The 24,748-nt window shown below is 67.6% G+C and carries 25 protein-coding genes; 12 read left to right on the forward strand and 13 right to left on the reverse strand.

The genetic code is table 11. The features are described 5' to 3' along the window. Positions 1 to 127: 127 nt before the first annotated feature. On the forward strand, positions 128 to 1,396 hold the full coding sequence (locus A5758_RS00820; protein ID WP_067736046.1) for a M18 family aminopeptidase: 1,269 nt from the start codon (positions 128 to 130) through the stop codon (positions 1,394 to 1,396). Positions 1,397 to 1,408: 12 nt separating this feature from the next. On the opposite strand, the gene A5758_RS00825 is transcribed toward A5758_RS00820, so the two are convergent. Further along, positions 1,409 to 1,777 (reverse strand): DoxX family protein, encoded by a 369-nt coding sequence (locus tag A5758_RS00825; RefSeq protein ID WP_067735208.1) that lies wholly within the window; start codon positions 1,775 to 1,777, stop codon positions 1,409 to 1,411. Between the two features lie 47 nt (positions 1,778 to 1,824). Continuing rightward, on the reverse strand, positions 1,825 to 2,274 hold the full coding sequence (locus tag A5758_RS00830; protein ID WP_067735211.1) for a nitroreductase family deazaflavin-dependent oxidoreductase: 450 nt from the start codon (positions 2,272 to 2,274) through the stop codon (positions 1,825 to 1,827). 313 nt (positions 2,275 to 2,587) lie between these two features. Here A5758_RS00830 and A5758_RS00835 point away from each other — a divergent pair, with 313 nt between their 5' ends. From A5758_RS00835 to A5758_RS00855, 5 genes are all read left to right on the forward strand, one after another. Continuing rightward, positions 2,588 to 3,010 carry a hypothetical protein gene (locus A5758_RS00835; protein WP_067735213.1) on the forward strand — a complete coding sequence of 141 codons (423 nt, stop codon included), beginning with the start codon at positions 2,588 to 2,590 and terminating at the stop codon, positions 3,008 to 3,010. Beyond that, the gene (locus A5758_RS00840) at positions 3,007 to 4,533 is read left to right on the forward strand and encodes a multicopper oxidase family protein (protein ID WP_067735215.1); all 1,527 of its coding nucleotides are present in this window, start codon (positions 3,007 to 3,009) and stop codon (positions 4,531 to 4,533) included. Before A5758_RS00835 ends, A5758_RS00840 begins: the two co-directional genes overlap by 4 nt. Positions 4,534 to 4,603: 70 nt before the next feature. After that, entirely contained in the window at positions 4,604 to 4,951 is a 348-nt protein-coding gene (locus A5758_RS00845; RefSeq protein ID WP_067735216.1) for a VOC family protein, read from the forward strand. A 49-nt stretch (positions 4,952 to 5,000) separates the two neighbouring features. Next, complete coding sequence (purL, locus tag A5758_RS00850; protein ID WP_067735218.1) at positions 5,001 to 7,298, forward strand: phosphoribosylformylglycinamidine synthase subunit PurL; 2,298 nt, start codon at positions 5,001 to 5,003, stop codon at positions 7,296 to 7,298. Positions 7,299 to 7,317: 19 nt separating this feature from the next. Then, the gene (locus A5758_RS00855; protein ID WP_067735221.1) at positions 7,318 to 7,953 is read left to right on the forward strand and encodes a CPBP family intramembrane glutamic endopeptidase; all 636 of its coding nucleotides are present in this window, start codon (positions 7,318 to 7,320) and stop codon (positions 7,951 to 7,953) included. On the opposite strand, the gene A5758_RS00860 is transcribed toward A5758_RS00855, so the two are convergent. Then, complete coding sequence (locus A5758_RS00860) at positions 7,935 to 9,149, reverse strand: MCE family protein (RefSeq protein ID WP_067735224.1); 1,215 nt, start codon at positions 9,147 to 9,149, stop codon at positions 7,935 to 7,937. The genes A5758_RS00855 and A5758_RS00860 overlap by 19 nt on opposite strands. 19 nt (positions 9,150 to 9,168) lie before the next feature. On the opposite strand from A5758_RS00860, the gene A5758_RS00865 reads away from it, so the two are divergent. From A5758_RS00865 to purM, 3 genes are all read left to right on the forward strand, one after another. Then, positions 9,169 to 9,558 carry a sterol carrier family protein gene (locus tag A5758_RS00865; protein ID WP_067203021.1) on the forward strand — a complete coding sequence of 130 codons (390 nt, stop codon included), beginning with the start codon at positions 9,169 to 9,171 and terminating at the stop codon, positions 9,556 to 9,558. Between the two features lie 139 nt (positions 9,559 to 9,697). Beyond that, positions 9,698 to 11,224 carry an amidophosphoribosyltransferase gene (gene purF / locus A5758_RS00870; RefSeq protein ID WP_067203019.1) on the forward strand — a complete coding sequence of 509 codons (1,527 nt, stop codon included), beginning with the start codon at positions 9,698 to 9,700 and terminating at the stop codon, positions 11,222 to 11,224. Positions 11,225 to 11,295: 71 nt separating this feature from the next. Beyond that, the gene (purM, locus tag A5758_RS00875; protein ID WP_067735227.1) at positions 11,296 to 12,390 is read left to right on the forward strand and encodes a phosphoribosylformylglycinamidine cyclo-ligase; all 1,095 of its coding nucleotides are present in this window, start codon (positions 11,296 to 11,298) and stop codon (positions 12,388 to 12,390) included. A gap of 61 nt (positions 12,391 to 12,451) precedes the next feature. On the opposite strand, the gene A5758_RS00880 is transcribed toward purM, so the two are convergent. Further along, a complete protein-coding gene (locus tag A5758_RS00880) occupies positions 12,452 to 12,637 on the reverse strand; it encodes a DUF3073 domain-containing protein (RefSeq protein ID WP_067735230.1) in 186 nt (61 codons plus the stop codon). 144 nt (positions 12,638 to 12,781) lie between these two features. Further along, positions 12,782 to 13,876 (reverse strand): folate-binding protein YgfZ, encoded by a 1,095-nt coding sequence (locus tag A5758_RS00885; RefSeq protein ID WP_067735233.1) that lies wholly within the window; start codon positions 13,874 to 13,876, stop codon positions 12,782 to 12,784. A 151-nt stretch (positions 13,877 to 14,027) separates the two neighbouring features. On the opposite strand from A5758_RS00885, the gene A5758_RS00890 reads away from it, so the two are divergent. Next, a complete protein-coding gene (locus tag A5758_RS00890; RefSeq protein WP_156622467.1) occupies positions 14,028 to 14,900 on the forward strand; it encodes an aminodeoxychorismate lyase in 873 nt (290 codons plus the stop codon). 242 nt (positions 14,901 to 15,142) lie between these two features. Here A5758_RS00890 and A5758_RS00895 read toward each other — a convergent pair whose 3' ends face one another. From A5758_RS00895 to lmeA, 8 genes are all read right to left on the reverse strand, one after another. Further along, the gene (locus A5758_RS00895; protein ID WP_067735236.1) at positions 15,143 to 16,669 is read right to left on the reverse strand and encodes a sensor domain-containing protein; all 1,527 of its coding nucleotides are present in this window, start codon (positions 16,667 to 16,669) and stop codon (positions 15,143 to 15,145) included. A gap of 141 nt (positions 16,670 to 16,810) precedes the next feature. Further along, on the reverse strand, positions 16,811 to 19,186 hold the full coding sequence (locus tag A5758_RS00900; protein ID WP_067735239.1) for a hypothetical protein: 2,376 nt from the start codon (positions 19,184 to 19,186) through the stop codon (positions 16,811 to 16,813). A gap of 129 nt (positions 19,187 to 19,315) precedes the next feature. Then, a complete protein-coding gene (locus A5758_RS00905) occupies positions 19,316 to 19,972 on the reverse strand; it encodes an FABP family protein (protein WP_067735242.1) in 657 nt (218 codons plus the stop codon). A gap of 145 nt (positions 19,973 to 20,117) precedes the next feature. Continuing rightward, complete coding sequence (locus A5758_RS00910) at positions 20,118 to 20,420, reverse strand: DUF1416 domain-containing protein (protein ID WP_055403506.1); 303 nt, start codon at positions 20,418 to 20,420, stop codon at positions 20,118 to 20,120. A gap of 1 nt (position 20,421) precedes the next feature. Next, positions 20,422 to 21,255: a sulfurtransferase gene (locus A5758_RS00915; RefSeq protein WP_067203002.1), complete on the reverse strand. Its 834-nt coding sequence runs from the start codon at positions 21,253 to 21,255 to the stop codon at positions 20,422 to 20,424. A gap of 35 nt (positions 21,256 to 21,290) precedes the next feature. Next, a complete protein-coding gene (locus A5758_RS00920; RefSeq protein WP_067203000.1) occupies positions 21,291 to 21,758 on the reverse strand; it encodes a DUF4395 domain-containing protein in 468 nt (155 codons plus the stop codon). 102 nt (positions 21,759 to 21,860) lie between these two features. Further along, positions 21,861 to 21,950: an Ms5788A family Cys-rich leader peptide gene (locus A5758_RS26435; RefSeq protein WP_369816355.1), complete on the reverse strand. Its 90-nt coding sequence runs from the start codon at positions 21,948 to 21,950 to the stop codon at positions 21,861 to 21,863. Between the two features lie 84 nt (positions 21,951 to 22,034). Beyond that, positions 22,035 to 22,847 carry a mannan chain length control protein LmeA gene (gene lmeA, locus A5758_RS00925; protein WP_067735245.1) on the reverse strand — a complete coding sequence of 271 codons (813 nt, stop codon included), beginning with the start codon at positions 22,845 to 22,847 and terminating at the stop codon, positions 22,035 to 22,037. 177 nt (positions 22,848 to 23,024) lie between these two features. Here lmeA and A5758_RS00930 point away from each other — a divergent pair, with 177 nt between their 5' ends. Both A5758_RS00930 and mshD read left to right on the forward strand, forming a co-directional pair. Continuing rightward, the gene (locus A5758_RS00930; protein WP_067202995.1) at positions 23,025 to 23,801 is read left to right on the forward strand and encodes a response regulator transcription factor; all 777 of its coding nucleotides are present in this window, start codon (positions 23,025 to 23,027) and stop codon (positions 23,799 to 23,801) included. Beyond that, a complete protein-coding gene (gene mshD / locus A5758_RS00935; protein WP_067735248.1) occupies positions 23,798 to 24,709 on the forward strand; it encodes a mycothiol synthase in 912 nt (303 codons plus the stop codon). The genes A5758_RS00930 and mshD overlap by 4 nt, the downstream gene beginning before the upstream one ends. The last annotated feature ends 39 nt before the right edge of the window (positions 24,710 to 24,748 follow it).

Below are 24,748 nucleotides of genomic sequence, written 5' to 3' on the forward strand. Positions count from 1 at the left end.
GCGCGAGGAAGGAGCCGCGCAATCGGACCGAGCGTGGCGACGGCGAGCGCAGGAAGTGCGCGAGGAAGGAGCCGCGCAATCGGACCTAGCGTGAACTCCGTTGTGGTCGACAGCCATGATGTTGAACATGTCGGCCAGCGCCGCAGGCCTCTGCGATTTCATCGACGCTTCTCCGTCGCCGTTTCACGTCTGTGCCACGGTGGCGGCGCGGCTGACCGCCGCCGGGTACACCGAACTGAGCGAGGCCCAACGCTGGCCGGACGGACCGGGTCGGTACTTCACCGTGCGGGCGGGCTCGCTGGTCGCCTGGAATTCCGACGGGCCCGACGGCCCGTTCCGGATCGTCGGCGCCCACACCGACAGCCCTAACCTGCGGGTCAAGCAGCATCCCGATCGGCTGGTCGCCGGTTGGCGTGTCGTGGCGCTGGAACCGTACGGCGGAGCGTGGCTTAACTCCTGGCTGGACCGCGACCTGGGCATCAGCGGACGGTTATCGGTGCACTCGAATCAAGGCACGGGGATCGAGCACCGGCTGGTCCGGATAGACGAGCCGATCCTTCGGGTACCGCAGCTGGCCATTCACCTGGCCGAGGACCGCAAATCACTGACGCTGGACCCCCAGCGACACGTCAACGCGGTCTGGGGCGCCGGCGCCGAAGCCAGGTCGTTCATTGACTTCGTCGCGGAACGCGCCGGGGTTGCGCCGGCCGCCGTGCTGGGCGCCGACCTGATGACTCACGATCTCACCCGATCGACGGTGCTCGGCGCCGAGGGCGACCTGCTCAGCGCTCCCCGGCTGGACAACCAGGCCAGCTGTTATGCGGGGATGGAGGCTCTGCTGGCTGCCGAGCCACGGGGCGTCCTGCCCGTGCTGGTGGTTTTCGACCACGAGGAAGTCGGTTCGTCTTCCGATCACGGTGCGCAGTCCAACCTGTTGAGCACCGTCCTCGAGCGGATCGTGCTCGCCGCCGGCGGCACCCGGGAGGACTTCCTGCGTCGGCTGCCCGCGTCATTGCTGGCCTCGGCGGACATGGCGCACGCCACCCACCCCAACTATCCGGAGCGGCACGAGCCCGGCCATCTCATCGAGGTCAACGCCGGGCCGGTGCTCAAGGTGCACCCGAACCTGCGTTATGCCACCGACGGGCGCACGGCCGCGCCCTTCGCGCTGGCCTGTCAGCAGGCCGGGGTTGCCCTGCAGCGTTACGAGCACCGCGCCGACCTGCCCTGTGGGTCGACGATCGGGCCGCTGGCCTCGGCCCAGACCGGCATCCCCACCGTCGACATCGGCGCCGCGCAGCTGGCGATGCACTCCGCGCGCGAGTTGATGGGCGCCCACGACGTAGGCACCTACTCGGCAGCGATGCGCGCGTTCCTTTCGCCTGAGTCATTCTGAGGTTCCTCAGGCCTAAACGGCAGCGGGGTGGGCGATCAGGGTGAGTGCGAAGGTCGCGGCGTTGAGCGTGAGCAGGAATCCGGCGAAGACGAACTGACCGGAAATATCGTTGGCGAGTACGTGGGTGTACATCGCGCAGATAAAGAAGATGGTTAGCCCGGCCGCGGCCGCGATGCCGATTGCCGGAACCCACAGTCCGGCCACAAGCCCGAGCGCACCTAAGGTTTTCAGGGTGCCGATGGGAAATCTCAGCCAGGACAGCGGAACCCCGGCCCGTCTCATGGGCGGAATGATGGGTGCGAATTGGAGGAGCGCGCTCACGCCCGAAAATCCGTCGAGGGCAACGGCAATTATTGTCACGACAAGGTAAGCGGTGTACATGTTGGTGGCTTCCGGGGATCGTCGACCTATAGCGGAATCGTCCGGCGTTAGCTCGCCGGAATGGGGTCCAGCCGGAACACGGCGATCCGGCCGGCCAGCGCCTCGACCTCTTCGGGATGGCCGTGGCGCACCAGGCCCGAGCGCTTCAAGAAGCCAACACCGACCGGCACTTCGTTCGGGTATTCCCGCAACACCGGGCGAGCTTGCTCGGCGGTCAGCTCAGTTATCCTGACACGCCGCACCTTTCGGCCCTTGCGCAGCGTCCCGGCGCCGGCGGCGCGCGCATTGCGTGCCCAATCAGCACCGGGGAATCCGGCCACGGCAAAAAGCTGTCCGTCCAGCCTGAAGGGTGTCATCGGCGTGCTGCGTGGCTTCCCAGATTTGCGGCCCGGCACCGTCAATACCATGGGCGGTCCCGTGGGTACGCCGAGCTTTTGCATCGCGATCATGAACTTGTTCATCGGCTTCAGCCAGCGGGGCGGCGTCGGGTTCGACATCACTTCTCCTTGGTGTATTCCGTTGCGGTGAGCGTGGAATCGGCTGTGACGGGGCACCGTCGAGGTGGTAACCGAAGCCCACTCGCAGCTCGTAATTCAAGGACGGATCGTCGGCGTAGAAAGTTACAACTACGTCCGTAACTTTTCGCAGCGCCGTCTCGTCGTCATTCCTGAGCACGGATGTCCGACGCCCATGACGAAGGAGAACCATGACAGGCGCCAAGCTGTACGCAGGCTGGTGGTTTCGCGACGCCAACCAAATCCGGCGGAAGAACAGCGTCGACGAAACCCTTGGCGGAGCGGGTGTGCCGCGATGACAGCGGATAACTGGCACGGCCGACGCTGGCCCCGGGTAGTCGCCCGTGCTACCACCGCCACGTTGGCGATCCTGGCGGTGGCTCAGGCCGCATTCGCCGGCAGTTTCCTGGGCGGGCAGTACAACGCACTGATGCTGCACTCGGTCGGCGCCAGGGTGACCACATTGCTCTCCGTCGTGCAGGTGGTTGCGCTGGTGATCGTCAGCAGGACAGGCGGGCCGCGATGGCCGATAGCGGTCGGTACGCTCGTGACGATTCTCTTCGTCGCCGAGTTCGCCTCGGGCGAATTGCGGCTGACCGGCCTGCACGTTCCACTCGGGGTCCTGCTCGTTGCGGGAATCCTGCAGCTGACCGCGTCGGTTTGGCGCCTGCCGCTGACCGCACACCCTCTCGCGGAACAGCAGGATGTGACTCGGTGAATCGGCGCAGCGCGTTGCGGTTGGGCGCCACCGCGGCAGGGATCGGCGTCGTGGGCGCCAGCTGGCCAATGTCGCACGCACTACTGGGCTCCGCCGAGTCGGGACGGCTGATTCGCAGTGAGACCAAACTGCCCGCCCGGTACCAAGTCCGGCTGCCGATCCCGGGCCAGTTGACGCCAGTCAGCACCGATGCTCACACCGACTACTACGAGATCACACAGCAGGTCACGCAATTGCGCATCCTGCCCGAGATAACCACTGCGGCATGGACTTACAACACGAGCTTCCCGGGCCCCACTATCGCGTCACGGTCCGGCCGACGCACCGTCGTGCGGCACCGCAACGCTCTGCCGGTGCCGGTGGTGGTACATCTGCATGGCGGGCACACCCCGCCAGACCACGATGGGTACCCCACCGATCTCATCCTGCCGCAGGCCGGTCAACCCGCCGCTATGGAAATGGCACGCAATACCGTTGTCGGACAACGTGAATACGTTTATCCGATGGATCAGCGGGCCACCACGTTGTGGTACCACGATCACCGCATGGGCTACACCGGCGCCGCGGTGTGGCGCGGGCTAGCCGGATTTCACCTGATTCACGACGACGAGGAAGACGCGTTGCCGCTGCCTCGCGGCTATCGGGATATCCCGCTGATGGTCACCGATCGTGCGTTCGCCGCCGATGGTTCGTTTCGGTACCCGGCCGCTGAGTCCGGTGGGGCGACGGGCGACTACATGAACGGCGTCCTGGGTGACGTCATCCTCGTCAACGGTGCGCCATGGCCGGTGCTGCAAACCGATCCTGCCCGCTATCGCCTACGGCTGCTCAACGCATCCAACGCCCGTCGCTACCGGCTGCAATTGGACCCGCAGCCGCCCGGAGGGTCGGCGCTGGTGCAAATCGGCAGTGATGGCGGATTGCTCGCGCGGCCGGTAAGCCATGACTCCATCGATATCGCTCCGGGCGAACGCTTCGAGGTCGTGGTCGACTTCGGCCGCTACCAACGCGGAACAAGCGTGCGCCTCCTCAACCTGTTGGGTACCGGAAGCGCCGCCGAGGTTATGCGGTTCGACATCGTCGGTACCGATCGTTCCGATGATTCGGCGATCCCCGAGCGGCTCAGCACAAGCACCCCCCTAAGCCGAGAGCAAGTGGTGGGCACTCGGACCTTCCTCTTCCGCCTAGGCAGAAGAGGGGTATGGACGATCAACGACCTGCCGTATCAACCGGGCCGGCCGCTGGCGCGCCCGAGGATCGGCACGACGGAAATCTGGCGGTTCATCACCGAGTTCCACCATCCCGTTCATGTGCACCTGAACTCGTTCCAAGTGCTGTCCCGCAACAACCGCGCACCCGGACGTTTCGACGTGGGCTGGAAGGACACCGTCGACGTCCGCCCGGCCGAGGCGGTGGAAGTCCTCACCCGATTCACCGACTACGCCGGCTCCTACCTTCTGCATTGCCACAACCTCGAGCACGAGGACATGGCCATGATGGCCGACTTCCTGACAATCGCTTAACCGCCGGGTTGCCTCGGCGATGCGCGCAGTCCTTTCACCCGAGTCAGTCCGAGGCCTAAGGTCTGGCGGTATGGCGCTCAACGTGGAGATGATCACTTTCGACTGCAGCGACCCCGCGATGCTGGCCGGATGGTGGGCCGAGCAGTTCGGGGGTACGACGCAGGAATTGCTAGCCGACGAGTTCACCGCGGTGAGCTTGTCGGAAGGACCCCGGCTCGGATTCCAGAAGGTGCCCGATCCCACGCCCGGGAAAAACCGCGTGCACCTCGACTTCGCTGCCGCCGACGTTGACGCCGAGGTCTCCCGGCTGACGGCCGCCGGGGCCACGGAGGTCGGCCGGCACAGGTTCGGTGACAATTTTCGCTGGGTGGTGCTGGCCGACCCCGAGGGCAACGTCTTCTGCGTCGTCGGTCAATAGCCACGCGGCGACCCCACGGCGATAGCGGCGTCGACCTAGACTGTCTGGCGTGACTGTCTCCGGGACGAGCGCCCGCACCCAGGCGACCGACACCGTCGAGCACGCCGCTGCCAGCCCCGACCAGCCGCAGCCGTTCGCCGAGCTGGGCCTCAAAGAGGACGAGTACGAGCGGATCCGCGAGATCCTGGGCCGCAGACCCACCGACACCGAGCTGGCGATGTACTCGGTGATGTGGAGCGAGCACTGCTCGTATAAGTCGTCGAAGGTTCATCTGCGCTACTTCGGCGAGACCACCACCGACGACATGCGCGCCGGCATGCTGGCGGGCATCGGCGAAAACGCCGGCGTGGTCGACATCGGCGACGGCTGGGCCGTCACCTTCAAAGTGGAGTCCCACAACCACCCCTCCTACGTCGAGCCCTACCAGGGCGCGGCGACCGGCGTAGGCGGCATCGTCCGCGACATCATGGCCATGGGGGCCCGACCGGTCGCGGTGATGGACCAGCTTCGGTTCGGCGCCGCCGACGCGCCCGACACCCGCCGCTTGGTCGACGGGGTGGTCCGTGGCATCGGCGGTTACGGCAACTCGCTCGGGTTGCCCAACATCGGCGGCGAGACGGTCTTCGATGCGTGCTACGCCGGAAATCCGTTGGTAAACGCGTTGTGCGTCGGCGTGTTACGCCAGGAGGACCTGCACCTGGCGTTCGCCTCGGGCACCGGAAACAAGATCATCCTGTTCGGCGCGCGCACCGGCCTCGACGGCATCGGTGGGGTGTCGGTGCTGGCGTCGGAAACCTTCGACAGCGAAGGGTCCCGCAAGAAGCTCCCGTCGGTGCAAGTGGGCGACCCCTTCATGGAGAAGGTGCTGATCGAGTGCTGCCTCGAGCTCTACGCGGGCGGCCTGGTGATAGGCATCCAGGATCTGGGTGGGGCCGGATTGTCTTGCGCTACTTCGGAATTAGCGTCTGCCGGGGACGGCGGGATGGCGATCGAGCTCGACTCCGTCCCGTTGCGGGCCAAGGACATGACGCCCGCGGAGGTGCTCTGCAGCGAGTCGCAGGAGCGGATGTGCGCGGTGGTGGCGCCGGAGAACGTGGACGCCTTCTTGACGGTCTGCCGCAAATGGGAGGTGCTGGCCACGGTGATCGGCGAGGTCACCGACGGCGACCGGTTGCGGATCACCTGGCGCGGCGAAACGATCGTCGACGTGCCGCCGCGCACCGTGGCCCACGAGGGCCCGGTGTACCAGCGGCCGGTCGCACGGCCCGAATCGCAGGATGCCCTGAACGCCGACCGGTCCACCAGCCTGCCGCGGCCAACGACCGGGGAGGAACTGCGCGCGACTTTGCTTGCACTGCTGGGCAGCCCGCACCTGTGCAGCCGCGCCTTCATCACCGAGCAGTACGACCGCTACGTGCGCGGCAACACCGTGCTGGCCGAGCACGCCGATGGTGGTGTGCTCCGCGTCGACGAAACCACCGGCCGCGGCATCGCTTTGTCGACTGACGCGTCGGGGCGCTACACGCTGCTCGACCCCTATGTCGGAGCCCAACTCGCGCTGGCTGAGGCCTACCGCAACGTCGCCGTCACCGGCGCCACCCCGGTCGCGGTGACCAACTGCCTCAATTTCGGCTCTCCGGAAGATCCCGGGGTGATGTGGCAGTTCTCTCAGGCGGTGCGAGGGCTGGCCGATGGTTGTGCGGCCCTTGGCATTCCGGTCACCGGCGGCAACGTCAGCTTCTACAACCAGACTGGGTCGGCGGCGATTCTGCCCACGCCGGTGGTCGGTGTGCTCGGTGTGCTCGACGATGTCGGCCGGCGCATCCCAACCGGTCTGGGCGGCGAACCGGGCGAGGCCCTGATGCTGCTGGGCGATACGCGCGATGAACTCGACGGTTCCATCTGGGCGCAGGTGACGGCCGACCACCTGGGTGGGCTGCCGCCCGCGGTCGATCTGGCGCGCGAAAAGTTATTGGCCGAGGTGCTGACCGCGGCCTCCCGCGACGGGCTGGTGTCCGCGGCGCACGACCTGTCCGAGGGCGGGCTCGCGCAGGCGATCGTGGAGGCTGCCCTGGCGGGCGAAACCGGTTGCCGCATTGTGCTTCCCGAGGGTGCCGATCCGTTCGTCACGTTGTTCTCCGAGTCGGCGGGCCGGGTCTTGGTGGCGGTGCCGCGCACCGAGGAGAGCCGGTTCCGGGCGATGTGTGAGGCGCGGGGGCTGCCCGCGGTGCGCATCGGCGTCGTCGATCAGGCCTCGGACGCGGTGGAGGTTCAGGGCCTGTTCACCGTGTCGCTCGAGGAACTGCGCGAGACGTCCGAGGCGGTGCTGCCCCGCCTCTTCGGATGAGCCCTAGCGGCGAATCCTGATGGGCCGAACCGGTTTTCGCCGGGCGGAAGCGTTCTCTTTGGCCGCCGCCCTGGTTGGCTGGAGCTTCGTCGGCCCGCGACTGCCCACGGCCTGGCGCGCCGCGGTGCAGGCGGGTGCGGCCGGCCTGCTGGTGCTGGTGACGCGTGCTCCGCTGGGTTTATCTCCGCCGCGGCTGTGGGCGGGGCTGCGGCTTGGGTCGGCGGCCGGCGCGGCGGCGGCGAGCGTGATCGCGGCGACGACGGCGGTGCCTTCGGTGCGGGCATCGATGGCCGAGCGGGAGCCGCCCGGATCGGTGTCCGGCTGGTTGCTGCTGCGAATCCCCGTCGGGACCGTCTGGGCCGAGGAGGCCGCGTTTCGCGCCGCGCTGACCGCCGCCGCTTCCAGGGCGTGCGGCAGGTCGGGTGGAATGTTGTTGCAAGCGGCGTGCTTTGGGCTCTCCCACGTCGCGGACGCGAGGTCGGCGGGTGACCCGGTGGTGGGCACCGTTTTGGTGACGGGCATCGCAGGCTGGTTATTCGGTTGGCTGGCAGACTGTTCCGGCAGCATCGCCGCGCCGATGTTGGTGCACTTGGCCATCAACGAGGCCGGCGCGATCGTCGCGCTGGGCGTGCGGCGTCACGGGTTGATGGTGTAGTCGCCCAGTTGCCGACCCCACACATGCTCGACGAAAAGTGGTGAGCCGAGTTCGAAGTGGTTGTAGGGGGCCATGCTTGCGCCGGTGTCCATCACCAGAAACGGCGCCGGCCACAGCTGCCGGGTGATCGTCTGCCAACAGCCCGGCAGGCCGCCGGGGCCGCCCCTGGCGTTGGTCCGGGGCAGATTCTCCGGCCAGATGTACGGATTGGGTGCCCCGGCGATTGCGCCCGCGGCGTGGGCACCCAGCGAGTAGCCGTTGTCGCCGAGGGCGTTGTGGATCTTGGGTCCGACTTCATTGAAATTGCGGATGGTGCAAAAGATTTCCGGACTGTACTCGTCGAGCAGCTGGCCGGAGCTGACCAGATCGGCGGCCCCCCGCGCCAGGTACGGTCCGCCGCGACCGAATACGTCGGCGCCCGTGCCGCCCAGTCCGGCCGCCGCCAGCAGCGCCGCGTCCAGGTCGGCTTGCTGGCGGTTGAGCGCACGCGCCGTGGTCACCGCGTGGTCGAGCGCGTCCCACAAGTCCGGCGAGGCGTTGGCGTACGTGTCACCGAGCGCGGCCAACTGCTGAATGTCGGCGCGGATTTCGCGCATCTGGGGATTCACGTCGTCGAGGATGGTGTTGCCGTTGACCACAGATTCGCCGAACTTGTCGCCCAATCCCGTCAGGGCTTGCGCGGCCGCGCTGAGCGTCAGATTCACCTTGACCGGATCGACTTTCTCGGCGATCGAGATGAGTGTTTCGAACACGGTGTTGAATTCGGTCGTCACGGACCTCGCATCGATCACGGTCGACGGTGTGATCGCTTGGGCCGCGGGCTGAGGCGGCGAGTTCAACGCGACGTATTTGTTGCCGAAGACCGTGGTCGCCTTGATGGCGGCCGCCACGTTGGCCGGGATCATCGGGACGAACCGGGGGGTGATATCAAGGACCACCTTGGCGGCCGGCTTGCCGTCGCGGGTGATCTCGGAAATGCTCGCCACCCTGCCGATCTGCACCCCGTTGTAGGTGACCTTGGATCCCGGATCCATCACCAGTCCGGCCCGGGTGGCGACCATGGTGAGCTTCGTCGTCGGCGTGAGGTCGCCACGGAACTGTAGGTACAGGAGCGACCCGGCCAAACCCATGATGATGATCGTCACGAGGCCGACGGTCTTGTACGGTGGCCCGCGCCGCAGGCGACGACGCTCCATGAGTTTGAGACCCTAGGGTATGGCCGCCCGTGAAAAGGCCGATCCGGCAAAGACCCGGCAGGCCGTGTTGGCGGTGGCGGATTGGTTGCGCGACGAATCCCTGCCGGCCCCCGACCGCGAGGGCCTGGCCGCGGCCGTCCGGCTCACCGCCCGCACTCTGGCCGCCGTGGCGCCCGGCGCCAGCGTCGAGGTGCGTATACCGCCGTTTGTCGCGGTGCAATGCGTCGCCGGGCCGAGGCACACCCGGGGCACGCCTCCCAACGTGGTGGAGACCGATCCGCGGACGTGGCTGCTGCTGGCGACCGGGATGCTGTCCTTCCAGGACGCGAAGGACGCCGGTGCGCTGAGCCTTTCCGGCGCTCGGACGGGTGAGATCGAACACTGTCTGCCCTTGTTCGGTGTCGGCTGAATGACAACTCTGAACTGCAGGTTTAGGGTCGGGTGCGGGAATTTTCGCCGCCCAACACGCGCTGCTAATTCGCGGTCGCGGGCGTCGGACCCGTAGACTCCGTTACGTCACCAATCGTTCCCCAGGGAGCCGCCCAATCGTGACCGTCCAGGAACCCGAGCAGGACCTGAACTCGCCTCGTGAAGAGTGTGGTGTCTTTGGGGTTTGGGCCCCGGGCGAGGACGTCGCAAAACTCACCTATTACGGCTTGTACGCCCTGCAGCATCGCGGGCAGGAAGCCGCGGGTATCGCCGTCGCCGATGGATCGCAGGTCCTCGTATTCAAAGACTTGGGCTTGGTCAGCCAGGTGTTCGACGAGCAGACGCTCGCGGCAATGCCGGGCCATGTGGCCATCGGGCATTGCCGCTACTCCACCACGGGTGACACCACTTGGGAGAACGCGCAACCGGTGTTCCGCAACACCGCCGCCGGCACCGGCGTCGCTCTGGGGCACAACGGAAACCTGGTCAACACCGCCGAGCTGGCCGCCCGCGCCCGCGACGCGGGACTGATCGCCCGGCGTGCGCCCGCCCCCGCCACGACGGACTCCGACATCTTGGGCGCGCTGCTAGCCCACGGCGCGGCCGATTCCACGCTGGAGCGGGCGGCCCTGGATCTGCTGCCAACCGTGCGCGGCGCGTTCTGTCTGACGTTCATGGACGAGAACACGCTGTATGCCTGCCGCGATCCGCATGGGGTGCGGCCACTTTCGCTCGGACGGCTGGATCGCGGCTGGGTGGTGGCCTCCGAAACGGCGGCCCTCGACATCGTCGGCGCGTCGTTCGTACGCGACATCGAGCCGGGCGAGCTGCTCGCGATCGACGCCGACGGGGTGCGCTCCACGCGTTTCGCCAACCCCACCCCCAAGGGCTGCGTCTTCGAATACGTCTACCTGGCGCGTCCGGACAGCACGATCGCCGGCCGGTCCGTGCACGCCACCCGGGTGGAGATCGGTCGCCGGCTGGCCCGTGAATGCCCGGTCGACGCCGATCTGGTGATCGGGGTCCCGGAGTCGGGCACCCCGGCCGCGGTGGGATACGCGCAGGAGTCCGGCATTCCTTACGGGCAGGGCCTGATGAAGAACGCCTACGTCGGGCGGACCTTCATCCAGCCGTCCCAGACCATCCGCCAGCTCGGTATCCGGTTGAAGCTCAACCCACTTCGCGAGGTCATCCGCGGCAAGCGGCTCATCGTCGTCGACGACTCGATCGTGCGGGGAAACACCCAGCGCGCGCTACTGCGCATGCTGCGCGAGGCCGGCGCCGTCGAAGTCCACGTGCGGATCGCGTCGCCGCCGGTGAAGTGGCCCTGCTTCTATGGCATCGACTTCCCGTCGCCGGCCGAGTTGATCGCCAACGCCGTGCAGGACAAAGAGGAGATACTCGAGGCGGTGCGGCATGCCATCGGCGCGGACACCCTCGGCTACATCTCGCTGCGCGGCCTGGTGGCGGCGTCCGAGCAACCCGCGTCGCGGCTCTGCACCGCCTGTTTTGACGGCAAGTATCCGATCGAACTGCCCGAGGAGACGGCTTTGGGCAAGAACGTCATCGAGCACATGCTCACCAACGCCGCCCGCGGAGCCGGTCTCGACGATCTGGCACCCGACGAAGTGCCGATCGTCCACTGACGGACGTCCGGCGCGCCCCTTCCAAGACGTTTGATAACGGCGGTCGGCGGCGCCCGGTAGCCTTTATCGCGATGACGGATCCCGGAAAAAGCCCCGGACGAAGCCCGGGCACCCACGGCATCACCTACGCCTCGGCCGGGGTGGACATTGAGGCGGGCGACCGCGCCGTTGAAATGTTCAAGCCGCTGGCGACGAAGGCCACCAGGCCCGAGGTGCGGGGCGGCCTAGGTGGGTTCGCCGGGCTGTTCGCGTTGCGCAACGATTACCGCGAACCGCTGCTGGCGGCGTCCACCGACGGTGTGGGAACCAAGCTGGCGGTCGCCCAGGCGATGGACAAGCACGACACCGTCGGCCTGGACCTGGTCGCGATGGTGGTCGACGACCTCGTGGTGTGCGGCGCCGAGCCGCTTTTCCTGCAGGACTACATCGCGGTGGGCCGAACGGTGCCCGAACGCCTCAGCGCGATCGTGGCGGGTATCGCCGAGGGGTGCGTGCGCGCCGGCTGCGCGCTGCTGGGCGGGGAAACGGCCGAGCACCCCGGCCTGATGGAACCGGACCACTACGACATCTCGGCGACCGGTATCGGCGTCGTCGAGGCCGACGACGTGTTGGGTCCCGAACGCGTCAAACCCGGCGACACCATCATCGCGATGGGCTCCTCCGGCCTGCATTCCAACGGCTACTCCCTGGCCCGCACGGTGCTGCTTGAGATCGACCGGATGAACCTGGCGGGTTATGTCGAGGAGTTCGGCCGCACGCTGGGTGAAGAGCTGTTGGAACCCACCCGGATCTACGCCAAAGACTGCCTGGCGTTGACCGCCGAAACCCATGTCCGCACGTTCTGCCATGTCACCGGCGGCGGGCTGGCCGGCAACCTGCAACGCGTCATCCCGCACGGCCTGGTCGCCGAGATCGACCGCGGGACCTGGACGCCCGCACCGGTGTTCGCCATGATCGCCCAGCGTGGCCGGGTGGCGCGCGAGGAGATGGAGAAGACGTTCAACATGGGCGTGGGCATGGTCGCCATCGTCGCCCCCGAGGACACCGACCGGGCCCTGGCCATCTTGACCGCCCGGCACTTGGACTGCTGGGTGTTGGGAACCGTCTGCAAAGGCGGTAAAGAAGGCCCGCGGGCAAAGCTCGTCGGGCAGCACCCGAGATTTTAAAGGGCGGGAGCCGGGCTAGCGCCGTGCCGAAGCGAATGGCAGCGGCGCAGCGGCGTGGGTCTTAGCGACGCCAGTCGTCGCTGTCTGCCCAGGAGTCGGCGACGCTGTCGTCCTCCAGTCCGGTGGAGTCGTCGGCATCCGTTCCTGCCAGCTCGCGCTGTAGCCGCTGGAAGTCGGTCTGCGGGGAACTGTATTTGAGTTCTCGAGCAACCTTGGTCTGCTTTGCCTTAGCCCGGCCGCGGCCCATGGGGGAACCCCCTCGCGCAATAACGGAGCGGCCCGAATCAGGCGGCTCCGATCTCCTGGTGTCGTTATTGTCCTGCCGACAGTTTACCGTGCCTTACGGTTGGGCGTCGGTGCCCCCTGCCGCTGTGGCGGACGTCATTCACAATTATCTCGCACCGCCCCGCAAGCGTTCAACGGCCAGCCGTCCCGCGCCGATCTGTTCCGTGCGTGGCAGCGAATCGGCGTCGATCACCGCAGCCACCGAAGCCTGCGGGCCGGTCGCCAATTCCGTGTCCGCCGGCACCCCGCGCTTGATGAGCGCCAGGGCCACCGGCCCGAGGTCCACGTGGTCCACCACGGTGCCAAGGCGACCGACCGCGCGACCGCCGGCGACCACCGGGTCACCCGTCGACGGCCGCTCGACCGAACCGTCGAGGTGCAACAGCACCAGCATCCGGGGTGGTTTACCGAGGTTGTGCACCCGCGCGACGGTCTCTTGCCCCCGGTAACAGCCCTTGTCCAGGTGGACGGCGCCCTCGCCGGGGCCGCCGATCCACCCCACCTCGTGCGGAATCGTGCGCTCATCGGTGTCGACGCCCAATCGCGGGCGCAGCGCCACCACCCGGTGCGCTTCGTACGCCCAGACCCCCGCGGGTCGCAGGCCCGCCTGGACCAAACGTTTCTGCCAGCCGGCGGACTCGCCGCGCGGGACCACCAAATCCAGTTCGATCTGGCCGGCGGGGCCGCCGGGCATCCGCCGCACAAAGCCCCCACCGGCCACCGGGATCGCCGTCAGCTCGGCGGGCAGGGCTTCCACGCCGAGCGCGTCGAGCACCGCCCGGTCGGACAGGCGCGGGCCCAACAGCGAAAGCACCGCCATGTCGGCGGCAGCCGGGGTGACATCAGACCAGAAGACCATCTTGCGCAGGTATTTCAGTAGCGGTTCGCCGCGCCAGGGTTCGGTGTCCAGGTAGGTGGTGCCGCCGAGTTCGGTTTGGACCCAGTGGTCCTCGACGCGGCCCTGACCGTCGAGGCTGAGGTTCTGCGTGCTGGCGCCCTCGGGGAGGTCGCTGACGTGCTGGGTGGAGATGCTGTGGAGCCACTTCTGGCGGTCACCACCGGTCAGGGTGAGGACTGCGCGGTTTGAGCGGTCCACCACGACTGCAGCGGTTTCGGCCGCGCGCTGTTCGCCCAGGGGATCGCCGTAATGCCAGACGGCGCCCGCGTCGGGTCCGGCATCGGGTGCAGGAACTGCGTTCATGTGCGCCGCTCCTCCTCATCGCTACGCTCTGCATCGTCGCCGGCGCGAGACACACGTCAACTCTACGGACCCCCTGGCGCCCCGTCCGCCGAGCGTGCGGCCACCCTCACATTCGCGGCTAGGCTTTACCTTCATGGCAGGCCAGGCGGGTGTGATCGTCACGCTGGACGGCGCGATTCATCCGCCGGACGCGCCTCTGCTGCACGCCGACGACTTGGCGGCGGTTCGCGGCGACGGCATCTTCGAGACGCTGCTGGTCCGCGACGGCAGGCCCTGTCTGGTCGAGTCCCATCTGCAGCGGCTGACCCAGTCGGCGAGGCTGATGGACCTGCCCGAGCCGGACCTGCCGAGCTGGCGCGATGCGATCGACCTGGCCACTCGGCAGTGGGTCGCGGACACCGCTGACGAAGGCGCGATGCGGCTGATCTACAGCCGCGGCCGGGAGGGCGGGACGACGCCGACCACCTATGTGATGGTCAACGCCGTCCCCGAACGAGTGACGGCGGTTCGGCGCGAGGGCCTGGCCGCGGTGACGTTGGACCGCGGACTGCCCTCGGGCGGTGCCGGCGCGATGCCGTGGCTGCTCGCCGGCGCCAAGACGTTGTCCTACGCGGTCAACATGGCGGCTTTGCGTCACGCCGCCCGGCAAGGGGCCGGTGACGTGATCTTCGTCAGCTCGGATGGCTACATCCTGGAAGGACCGCGCTCGACGGTGGTGATCGCGGCCGCTGACGAAACCGCGGCAGGCGGGAACCTGTGCCTGCTGACACCGCCGCCGTGGTATCCGATTTTGCGTGGCACCACACAGCAGGCCCTCTTCGAGGTGGCGCGGGACAAGGGCTACGACTGCGACTATCGCGCGTTGCGGCTCGCCGATCTCAATGCGGCGCAAGGGATCTGGCTGGTCTCAAGTATGACGTTGGCCGCCCGCGTACACACGCTCGACGGTCGGCCGCTGCCCCGGTCTCCGCTGGCCGCCGAATTCGCCGCACTGGTCGACTCGGCGATCGTCAGTGATCGCTAAGCGCTGAATTGTGTTGTCGGCTTGCGCAATCGCGGGTACGGTCGGCCGTACACAAGAAGGGAGGTGGTCCGAGGAATTGATAGCTTCATGGACATGTGAGGTGGCTGCGCGCTAGCAGCAGTGGCTTTCGAAGAGCCGGCGATTTACGCGCGCTGGCGAATTCCCCGTAGCCACCCGGCCCCCGAGCTTCCGGTCTGTCCAACCAGGAGCCTTGCTCGGGGGCCGCTCCATGTCTGGAGCCGTTACTCGCTCACCTTCGCGGCTATCTGGCCGGCGAGTTTGCCCGCCTGACCGTTCTCGGCGTCGGGCCCGCACACCAAGAGGTCCACGACCACACTCGACGCCGCGTGCAGCGCGTGATGGCAGGCGCGGGTTCCGTCCGCCTGCGTCCGCCCTTGATAGATTTTCGGCACGGCCCCGGTGACGTCACCGAACTTCCACTCGCTGGACTTGCCGTTGAAGGTCAACGTGATCGATTGGCCCGCGCAGGCCTTCCACCTATCCGCGGACGCCTGCACGAACGCGGTCGCCTTGTCGGGCGACGAAAACTGTACGACCGCTTCGTAGACGCGGTGAGCCTGGTTCTCGCCGGGGGTGTGCACGGCTTGGCCACTCAGCCCGGTGTAACCGTCCGCACCCTTATAGGCCGATTCTTCGATGGGTTCGAAGACGCCCTTGCAATCCGGGTTGGACAGCGTCGGCCGGAAGTTGCGCAGCTGCGCGGCCTTGTCGGAAACCACCAGGTTCGGGTCGCCCACGACCGCACCGACCTCCGCGGGGCCGAGGAGATAGGAGTCCAGCTTCGAGGCATTCCCGGAATCCGGGACACTTGGCGCTGGGTTGGCGGCGGTCTGAGTCGAATTCGGGCCGGTGCCGGCCTTCGGGGCGGATTTGGTCTTGCCGCCCTGCGTGGTGAGTACGAAGACGATCGCGATCGCCGCGATCACCGCCACGGCGGCGCCGCCGATGATGAGCAGCCGCTTGCTGGATCCGCCCACCGGCTCTGGCGCCGCGGCCCTGGCGGCCGGGCCGCCGGCTGGGGCCGCGGCGGCGGGCTGCGCTGCGGCCGCGGCCTGCGCCTCGGTCGTGGTCGCGGCGTCGGGCTTGCCGTCCTTGGCCTCGATCTCGGCCAGCACGTTGTCGATTTCGGTGCGGGTGCGGTAGGTGACGTCGTGGCGCAGGCGCAGCATGCGCAACAGTTGCCCGATGTCGCCGCGGGCGCTGGGATCGTCGCCGTCCTCGTCGAGTCCCTGCCTGAGTTCGATCAAAAGCTGGGTCTGCGCCTGCGGGCTGAGTTCTTTTTCGGCGAGAGTGTCGCCCAACCGGGTGATGTACCCGAACGGGACGGGCGGTTCTTCGGGCAGCGGGTCCGGCAACGGCACCGGCTTGCTTTGCAGCGCGTGTATCGCGGTAACGAGTTGGATGCCGGCGTCGACGGTCGGTTCCCGGTAGTCGATGATCTGTAATGCGGCAAGGGGATTCACGCGCATGCTGTCGACGTCACCGATGCGCACGGGAAGGATCGGCCGGTTCAGCGCCCTCGCGTAGCGCAACTCGGCCTGGCTGGGCTTGGACTGCAGCCAGTTGTTGGACAGCGCAACGATGAACACGTCACACGAGCGGACCTGCTCGAGGATCTTGTTCCACCACGACTCGCCGCCGCCGAGCTCTTGGTCGAACCAAACTTGTTGCTGCGCGCGCCGAAGCGCGGCCGTCAGGGCGTCCACCGCCGCCCTGTCTTGGCTCGAGTAGCTGATGAACAGCGGCATCACGGTCTCCTACGGGGAGGCGTAGCAAACGAACGGCGAGATCGGCGCACGCGGCTATTGGGCATGCGCCGATACCGTATCAGTGTCGGGCGGTGTCAGACGGCGCAAATTCACGGCTATTCGGGGTGCGACGGCTAAAACTTAACCCTGGGCGCCGCCAAAGGCCGAAGCGTCCTCGGGAGGGTGGAATTCGGCATAGCGACGCGCGAATTCGGCACCGGGAACCGGCCACTGCTCGCCGGTGGATCCCCGGACGACCCAGTCGCCCTCCGCTGCGGTTGTCGGCCCTTCCAACGTGTTTACCGTCTCGCCCGGGTAGGCAGGACGGGCCTGGACCCGCCCTTTGCGCTGCCAGCGCCCGTCACCGGCCGGCTCGTAGGAATCCCTGAAGATGTCGTCGCGAACAGACCACACCCTGCCGTCTTCCTGGATCGCCCAGTCGCCGGCGTCGGCGCGCATGGTGTGCCCCGAATCCGACGTCCACGTCCATGGGGCGCTTCGTTGTTCGGCGGCCACCGTCCCCACCCGGGTGAAGGACCGCCAGAGCGGGCGCGACCGGAAGCCAAGCCGGCGCAGGCTCCACAACGTGGCCGCCAGGCTGCGCACCGCGGCATTGAGCAGCTCCGGATCGCTCTCGACGACCACCCAGTCGACCAGCTTGTTGTGGATCTTGCGCGAATCGTCGCGCGGCGAACCGAATTTCCAGCCGTTGCGCCGGTAGTAGCGGCACCAATCCTCGTGCTCGGCGCGGGCCATGCTCATCGCCGAATACTGGTCGAAGCCCATCAGGGCCAGCTGCTCCAAGGGAGGCAGTCCCGCCATTTCGTTGCCGGACAGCTGGGCGGGCGGGCTGCCCCACGTATTCCAGGTGTGCCCCGCGATCTGCTCCACCATCCACAGCGCGTTGCGCACCTGACGCCGGTTGGACCCCCGGTAAAACTCGTTGAGCTCGGCCCAGGGCATGGCGGCCGGAGACCGTGGCGCGGCCGCGTCGATCGTCGAGACATACCGCTCGTGGATCAACCTCGCCGCTCGCTCCCAGGCGTCCTGCACCTGGCCCTCCTGGGTGTCCAGCACCAGCGAGTAGGACTGCATTCGGCCGACGACCTGAACCGAGTCGTCAGTGATGCTGGTGTTGAGGTCCGAGGCGTAGATGGGCATGTCGGGGAAGCGGGCCGCCAGCCTCGCCGCGGTCGTGGCGGCGTGGGAGTCCACGAAGATCACGGCGCTGGTCGCGGGGTCGACGTCACCGATCAGCTTCAGCATGGTCGGCACCGTCGGCGCCTCGGCGGTGGCATCGATGGTCGGCCCCTCCGACATGAATCCGGCCTGCTGCCGGTAGAACTCGTGATCTGCCAAGTACTCCGGGGCGTCCCTTTCGACCAGGGTGAGCGCGGGCAACGGCACCGCGCCCGGCGGCGTGTAGAAGTCGCGTTCCAGGGCGCGTTGGGTCAGGTCCGCGCACAGCGCCAGGGTCAATTGTGAAGTGCCGCAGACGAATACCCGCTTCGTTCGCCCAGTTGCGATGATGCCGTCGAGTAGCCTTGCCGCGGTCACCTCATACTTGCCGACCACGTCGGCCGCCCACCGAATGTCCGACCCGCCGAACTGCTGGGCCCGCCAGGCCTGGGCCAGCCAGGGGTCGTCCATCCGCACGATCAGCGGCAACCGCCGTTTGTGGGCGACCTCGTCGAGCCGGCGGCCGATCAGCTCCAGCCACAACAGGTTGATCGCCGGATCGGGCGCCATCAGGTAGAGGCGGGACAGGTGGCGCCACAGCCGCGGCGACACCAGGGTGGACGGGTTGTTGAAGTCCACCAGGACGACCCGGGCGCCCTGCCTGCGTGCCCGCTGCACCCGGTCATCGCTGGCGCCGGTGATGACGACCAGCGTGCTGCGCCGGTCCAGCGTCCGCGCGACCCCGCTGACGATCGACTGGGTGTCGCCGTCGATGCCGACGATGGCGGTGACGGAGTCAGCGAGGTTGGCCCGCATCCGGTCCACCTGGGCCCGGAAGACCCCCACCACGACGCCCCCCAATCCGGTGAAGATCGCCGAAAGTGCTGCGATGCGGGCCAGTTCCAGGCCGACCGGCGTCGGGCTCGGGCAGGTTCGCCCACTCACCGAGAAGTCGCCGGTGCCGCCCTTGACCAGACTGGCCGTCGCCATCAGTGGCGTGAAGAAAGCGGGATGGTTGGCGTCGTGGCATCCCCAATACGAGGTCAGGCCCAGGATCGCGCTCATGCCGATGAGGACGGCGATCACGGTGAACGAAACGCCCACCACTCGGTGGCTGTTGTCGGAGCGGAAGGTCAGTACGCACGCCGCGATCAGCACGGCCACGACGATCGCGAGCGTGGGCATCGATCCGGGCCGGCCGAACCAGCCGAGGGCCGGTGGCAGCGCGTCGGTGATCGAGGGCCACAGGTCCAGGACACTTAGGTACACGATGAGCAGCACGCCGACCGCGGTTAGGCCCCAGCGCAACGTGGGCGAGGGTGCCCTCGTGGGACGCATCCGCCGATCTCCCTTCGCGCGGTATCGGCTGTTCGGACGTCGAACAGTACACGCAAAAGGTAGGCCGAAAGCAATGATTGCGGGCCGGTGCGCACCGCCGAGTTACCCAGGCGGGCAACAGGTCGGCGGCTATCCGGCGTACCGCGAGAGCCGCGCCGAAAGGTGTGGAACGAGGCCGCCGTCAGCGTCCACCCGTTCCTCGACGTAGGCCAGGTCGCCGCCCTCGACGATTCCGTAGAGCCGTTTGGCGCCGCCGACCAGCACACCCGATCGGCTGCGGGCCAGCGCATCGGTCACCAGCTCCCACGACGACTGGGTGCGGGGCCGTCCGTAGAACAGTTCGACGTACCCGGCGGAGTGGGCCAACAGCAACTCGATGGCCTGTGATTCGCTCGGGTCATCGGGGTCGCTGACGAAGCGCCAGAAGCCCGTTTCCCGCAAGGCGTGCTGCTGGTATTCGCCCGTGTCGCTGAGGCGCCACGAGCGGGATTCCCAATTCAGGTAGTCGCCGCCGTCGTGCGAGACGACGATCTGCTGGCCGAACCGGTAGTCCCCGTCGTGTCCGCGACCCTCGCCTTCTCCGCGCCACACACCGACGAGCGGCAGCAGCGCCAGCAATGCGTCATTCAGGTTGGCGCCTTCGCGCAGGTTGGCGGTGTCGGCGGGAAACGGCAGGTCGTCGAAGGCGGGAATGTTGCGGCCGGCGGTCAGCTTGGCGCGCTCAGCGGCGGCGGCCACCGCGCGATCGCCGGAGCTCGCAGAAGAACCCGGTTCGTCAGAGGTCACGATTCGTCGGTGATGAGCCGGTACAGCGTGTACAGCGCGAACCATGAGATCACCACGACGGCGACGACCAGCATGATTTCGAAGAAGAGCACCACGGGGACAAGTCTATTCGCCGCGGGAGATCCCGGTCAGGGCAGTCGGGGTCTCAGGCGATCTTGACGTCCACCTCGTGGATCCCCGCGCCCGACGGGCTCACCACGGCATTCCCGTTGCCGGCGGCCGACAACGCCCGCAGCGTCCAGGACCCCGGCGCCGCGAAGAACCGGAAGTCGCCCGTGGCCGACGCGACGACCTCGGCGGTGAACTCGTCCGACGAGTCGAGCAAGCGGACGAACGCGCCACCCACCGCCTGGCCGTCGCTGTCCACGACCCGGCCGGTGATCACCGTTTCCTTCTCCAAGTCGACGCTGGCGGGCAACGTCACTCCTTGCTTCGGGGCAGAGCACATATCAGCTTCCCAACTCAATCGGGGCACCCACCAGGGAGCCGTATTCCGTCCAACTTCCGTCGTAGTTCTTGACGTTTTTGTGGCCGAGTAATTCCCGGAGCACGAACCAGGTGTGCGACGAACGCTCCCCGATGCGGCAGTACGCGATCGTTTCCTTGGTGCCGTCCAGTCCGGCGTCGGCGTAGAGCTTGGCCAGCTCCTCGTCGGATTTGAAGGTCCCGTCCTCGTTGGCGGCCTTGCTCCACGGCACGTTGATCGCTCCGGGAATATGGCCGGGCCGCTGGCTCTGCTCCTGCGGCAGATGCGCCGGCGCCAGGATCTTGCCGGAGAACTCGTCGGGTGAACGCACGTCGACCAGGTTCGTGGCGTTGATGGCAGCGATGACCTCGTCGCGGAACGCCCGGATGCTGTTGTCCGGCGCGGCGGCGGTGTAAGAGGTTGCCGGCCGGGTGACCGTGTCGCTGGACAGTGCGCGCCCATCGAGTTCCCACTTCTTGCGGCCGCCGTCGAGCAGCTTGACCTTGTCATGGCCGTACAGCTTGAAGTACCAGTAGGCGTAGGCGGCGAACCAGTTGTTGTTGCCGCCGTAGAGGATCACGGTGTCGTCGTTGGAGATGCCGCGTTCGCTGAGCAGTTTCGAGAATTGCTGCGCGTCGACGAAGTCCCGCTTCACCGGGTCCTGCAAGTCGGAACGCCAGTCCAGCCTGATCGCGCCGGGGATGTGGCCGGTGTCGTATGCGCTGGTGTCCTCGTCGACTTCGACGAAGACGACGCCGGCTGCGTCGAGATTGCTCTCGGCCCAGTCCACGGAGACCAGGACGTCGGAGCGTGCCATGCGGGGGATCCTTTCGATCGCTTTCTATGAACAGGTCATGTGGTGCGCGCGGCTCCTCGGAAACGCGCAACCAGTGGGTAGAGCTGGCAACCCAGGCAGATGCCGAAGGCGGCATTCAGGAAGGCGGCGACGAGCGCCCCGGCGGTGGCGATGACGCCGACCAAGAAGGCGCCCGCGGCGAACGCGACGACGCCCACGAGCGCGAAGATCAGGCCGACGAGTTGGGCGAACTTCAGCGGTGCGACCGGTTCCCGCTCGGTGACGGGGCCGAGCCGGGGTGCCACGACTAGGGCGAATATCCGCCCATAGGGATGCTTGCGCGGGCCGCCCGCGGCGCCGACGGCGAAGACAATGGCCTGCACCCCCAGAATGACCGCCGCCGCCAGGGGACTGGCGGCGGACACGGCGAGGGTGATCACCAGGACTGCGGTGGTAACCCAGGCGGCAAACCGCGGACCGCGCACGTCGACGGTGTCTGGCTGGGTGGTGTTGCTGATCGGCACGGTACTACTCCTGGATACGCCTGTTGCTGAGGGAACGACGGGAGACGGGCCACGGTAACGTTCCGGGGCTGCTCCGAGTGCGACGCGAAAGTGCGCGGCGACTCAGCAGCTACAGCGACAGCAACAGCCCGCGGTGCGGCACAGATCGACTGCGCGGCGTTGGGTGAGCAGGGGCTCAATGCGGGCTAGCACGTCGGCTAGCTTACCGAATGACGTTCAGCGATCAAATCCAGCGGCGGTTGCCCCGCGGACCGCAAGCCGTCGGCGATGCCGGGGTCACGACTGCTTGAAACCGTCCAGATCGACGGTCGCTCCATAACTGATGCCCTCGATGATCACGTCTGAGCCGCGCGCGCCCTCGGTCTTCGGTGCCACTCCGAACGGGAGCCGCTGGTTGGGCACCCTGGTGGTGAAGGCGCGCAGCACCGCATCCCGCTTGTCATCCGGAACGGCTTGATCCGCGGTGTCCGCCCCGGTCAAGACGCCGGTCGGCGTGATCACCAGCGTCGACTGGTCGTCCGGGGCGATGGAAAGGTCCACCGAGACGCTCACCCGGTGCTCGAAGTTGGCCGAGTGTGGGGTGCCGCTGAACACCAGACCGTGGCTGTCGGAGATGCCCGACGCGGTGACGCCGCCTGTGGCGGTGTTGGTCTCCTTCGGCGGCGCCTCGACCATCAGGTCGCTGATGCCCATATAACGGCCCAGGTGGGTCGAGCCGATGATGATGCGGCTCTCCAGTTTGCCCACCGGCAGCTTCGCGGCGGGTTCGATCAGCCAAGACGCGTGGCCCAGATCGACCGCGTACATCGTGGCTTCGAGGGTGGCCTTGCCGACCGTTGCATGGTCGACGGCGTTGGCTTTGATCTCCACCTGGTTGTAGTGGTGGCGCATCGCCTGCGGGATGAAGGGAAACGCCACGATGGCCACGAACGGGTCGGACCTCAGATTGGCCGCCTTGCGCACGCTGCAGGACAGCCGGTATTCGGCGTAGATGCTGCTTCCGTAGTCGACAACAACCGCACCGAGCACAACCGCGGCCACGGCGATCGCCGCGGCCGCCACCCCGATCAGGACCTTGCGCACCCGCATATTGTCGCGTAACCCCCTGCGCGCCGTGTCGCGGACCGCCCGGGTGGCGGGGCTCACACTGCGTCGTCACCACGCAAAAATGGCAGGTGGCAAGTTATCGTTAGGTGGCCTGGCAACTAACGCGTTGTTGCGTTGCGAATTGTGGAAGATGCCGTTCCCCCGAGCTGGAGGGGCTAGTTGGAGCTATTACTGCTTACCTCGGAGCTGCATCCCGACCCGGTCCTGCCGTCGTTGTCGCTGCTTCCCCACACCGTCCGGACGGCACCGGCGGAACCGTCCTCGTTGCTCGAGGCTGGGACTGCGGACGCCGTGCTGGTGGACGCGCGCACCGATTTGTCGTCGGCCCGTGGCCTTTGCCGGCTGTTGAGCACGGCGGGCCGGTCGGTCCCCGTCTTGGCTGTCGTGAGCGAAGGTGGTCTGGTGGCGGTCAGCGCCGACTGGGGGCTGGACGAGATCCTGCTGCCGAGCACCGGACCCGCCGAGATCGACGCCAGGCTGCGGCTGGTGGTCGGGCGTCGCGGCGGGCTGGCCGACCAGGAAAGCGCCGGCAAGGTGAGCCTGGGTGAGCTGGTGATCGACGAGGGCACCTACACCGCGAGACTGCGGGGACGCCCGCTCGACCTGACCTACAAAGAGTTCGAGTTGCTCAAGTACCTCGCCCAGCATGCCGGACGCGTCTTCACCCGCGCGCAGCTCCTGCACGAAGTCTGGGGATACGACTTCTTCGGCGGCACCCGCACCGTGGACGTGCACGTGCGTCGGCTGCGCGCCAAACTCGGCCCCGAATACGAGGCGCTGATCGGCACGGTGCGCAACGTCGGCTACAAAGCCGTCCGGCCTGCACGTGGCCGCGCCCCGATCGCCGACACCATGGACGACGAAGCCGCCGACGACGCCGAGTCCGACTCCGAGGAAATGCAAGAGCCCCTGGGCGACCCGTTGCGCAGTCAGTGACCACGCCTGAGTGGCGCTCGGCGCTGACCGCGGACGAGCAGCGGCAAGTGCGCGAACTAATCACGGCGACAACGGAATTCGATGGGGTGGCGCCCGTCGGTGAACAGGTGCTGCGCGAGCTCGCGCACGATCGCACCGGGCATCTGCTCATCACCGAGACCGACGAGACCGTGGGGTACCTCAATCTCTCGCACGACGCAGAAGCCGCGATGGCGGAACTCGTCGTGCATCCGCGGGTCCGCCGGCACGGCTTCGGGACGGCGCTGGCGCGTGCGGCCCTGGCCGAGACCGGCGGACGGAACCGGTTCTGGGCGCACGGCACACTCGAGCCGGCCCGGGCCACCGCCGACGCGCTGGGCCTGGTCCCGGTACGCGAATTGCTGCAGATGCGCCGCACGCTGCGTGACACCCACGACTTGGTCCGCCCCGTGCCCGGCGTACGGGTCTGCACCTACGCGGGAACCGCCGACGACGCTGAGCTGCTGCGCGTCAACAACGCCGCCTTCGCCGACCATCCCGAACAGGGCGGCTGGACCGAAGTGCAGCTGGCCGAGCGGCGCAACGAGCCGTGGTTCGACCCGGACGGCTTGTTCCTCGCTTTCGGCGTGTCCGAAACCGATCAGCCGGGCAAGCTGCTGGGCTTCCACTGGACAAAGGTGCATCCCGATCAACCCGGCCTGGGGGAGGTCTACGTCGTGGGCGTCGACCCGTCGGCGCAGGGGCGGGGTCTGGGGCAGATGCTGACGGCCATCGGGATCGAGTCGTTGGCGCGGCGGCTGGCCGGGGCGGCCGAACCGACCGTGCTGCTCTACGTGGAGTCGGACAACGTCGCCGCGGTGCGCACCTACCAGCGCTTGGGCTTCACCACCTACAGCGTGGACACCGCCTACGCCGTCGCCTCCGGCTGACAGACGCGCACGCGCGAAACCGGGTGCGCGGGATGCGAC

Source organism: Mycobacterium sp. 852014-50255_SCH5639931 (assembly GCF_001665605.1).
In the GTDB taxonomy this organism is placed as follows: domain Bacteria; phylum Actinomycetota; class Actinomycetes; order Mycobacteriales; family Mycobacteriaceae; genus Mycobacterium; species Mycobacterium paraffinicum.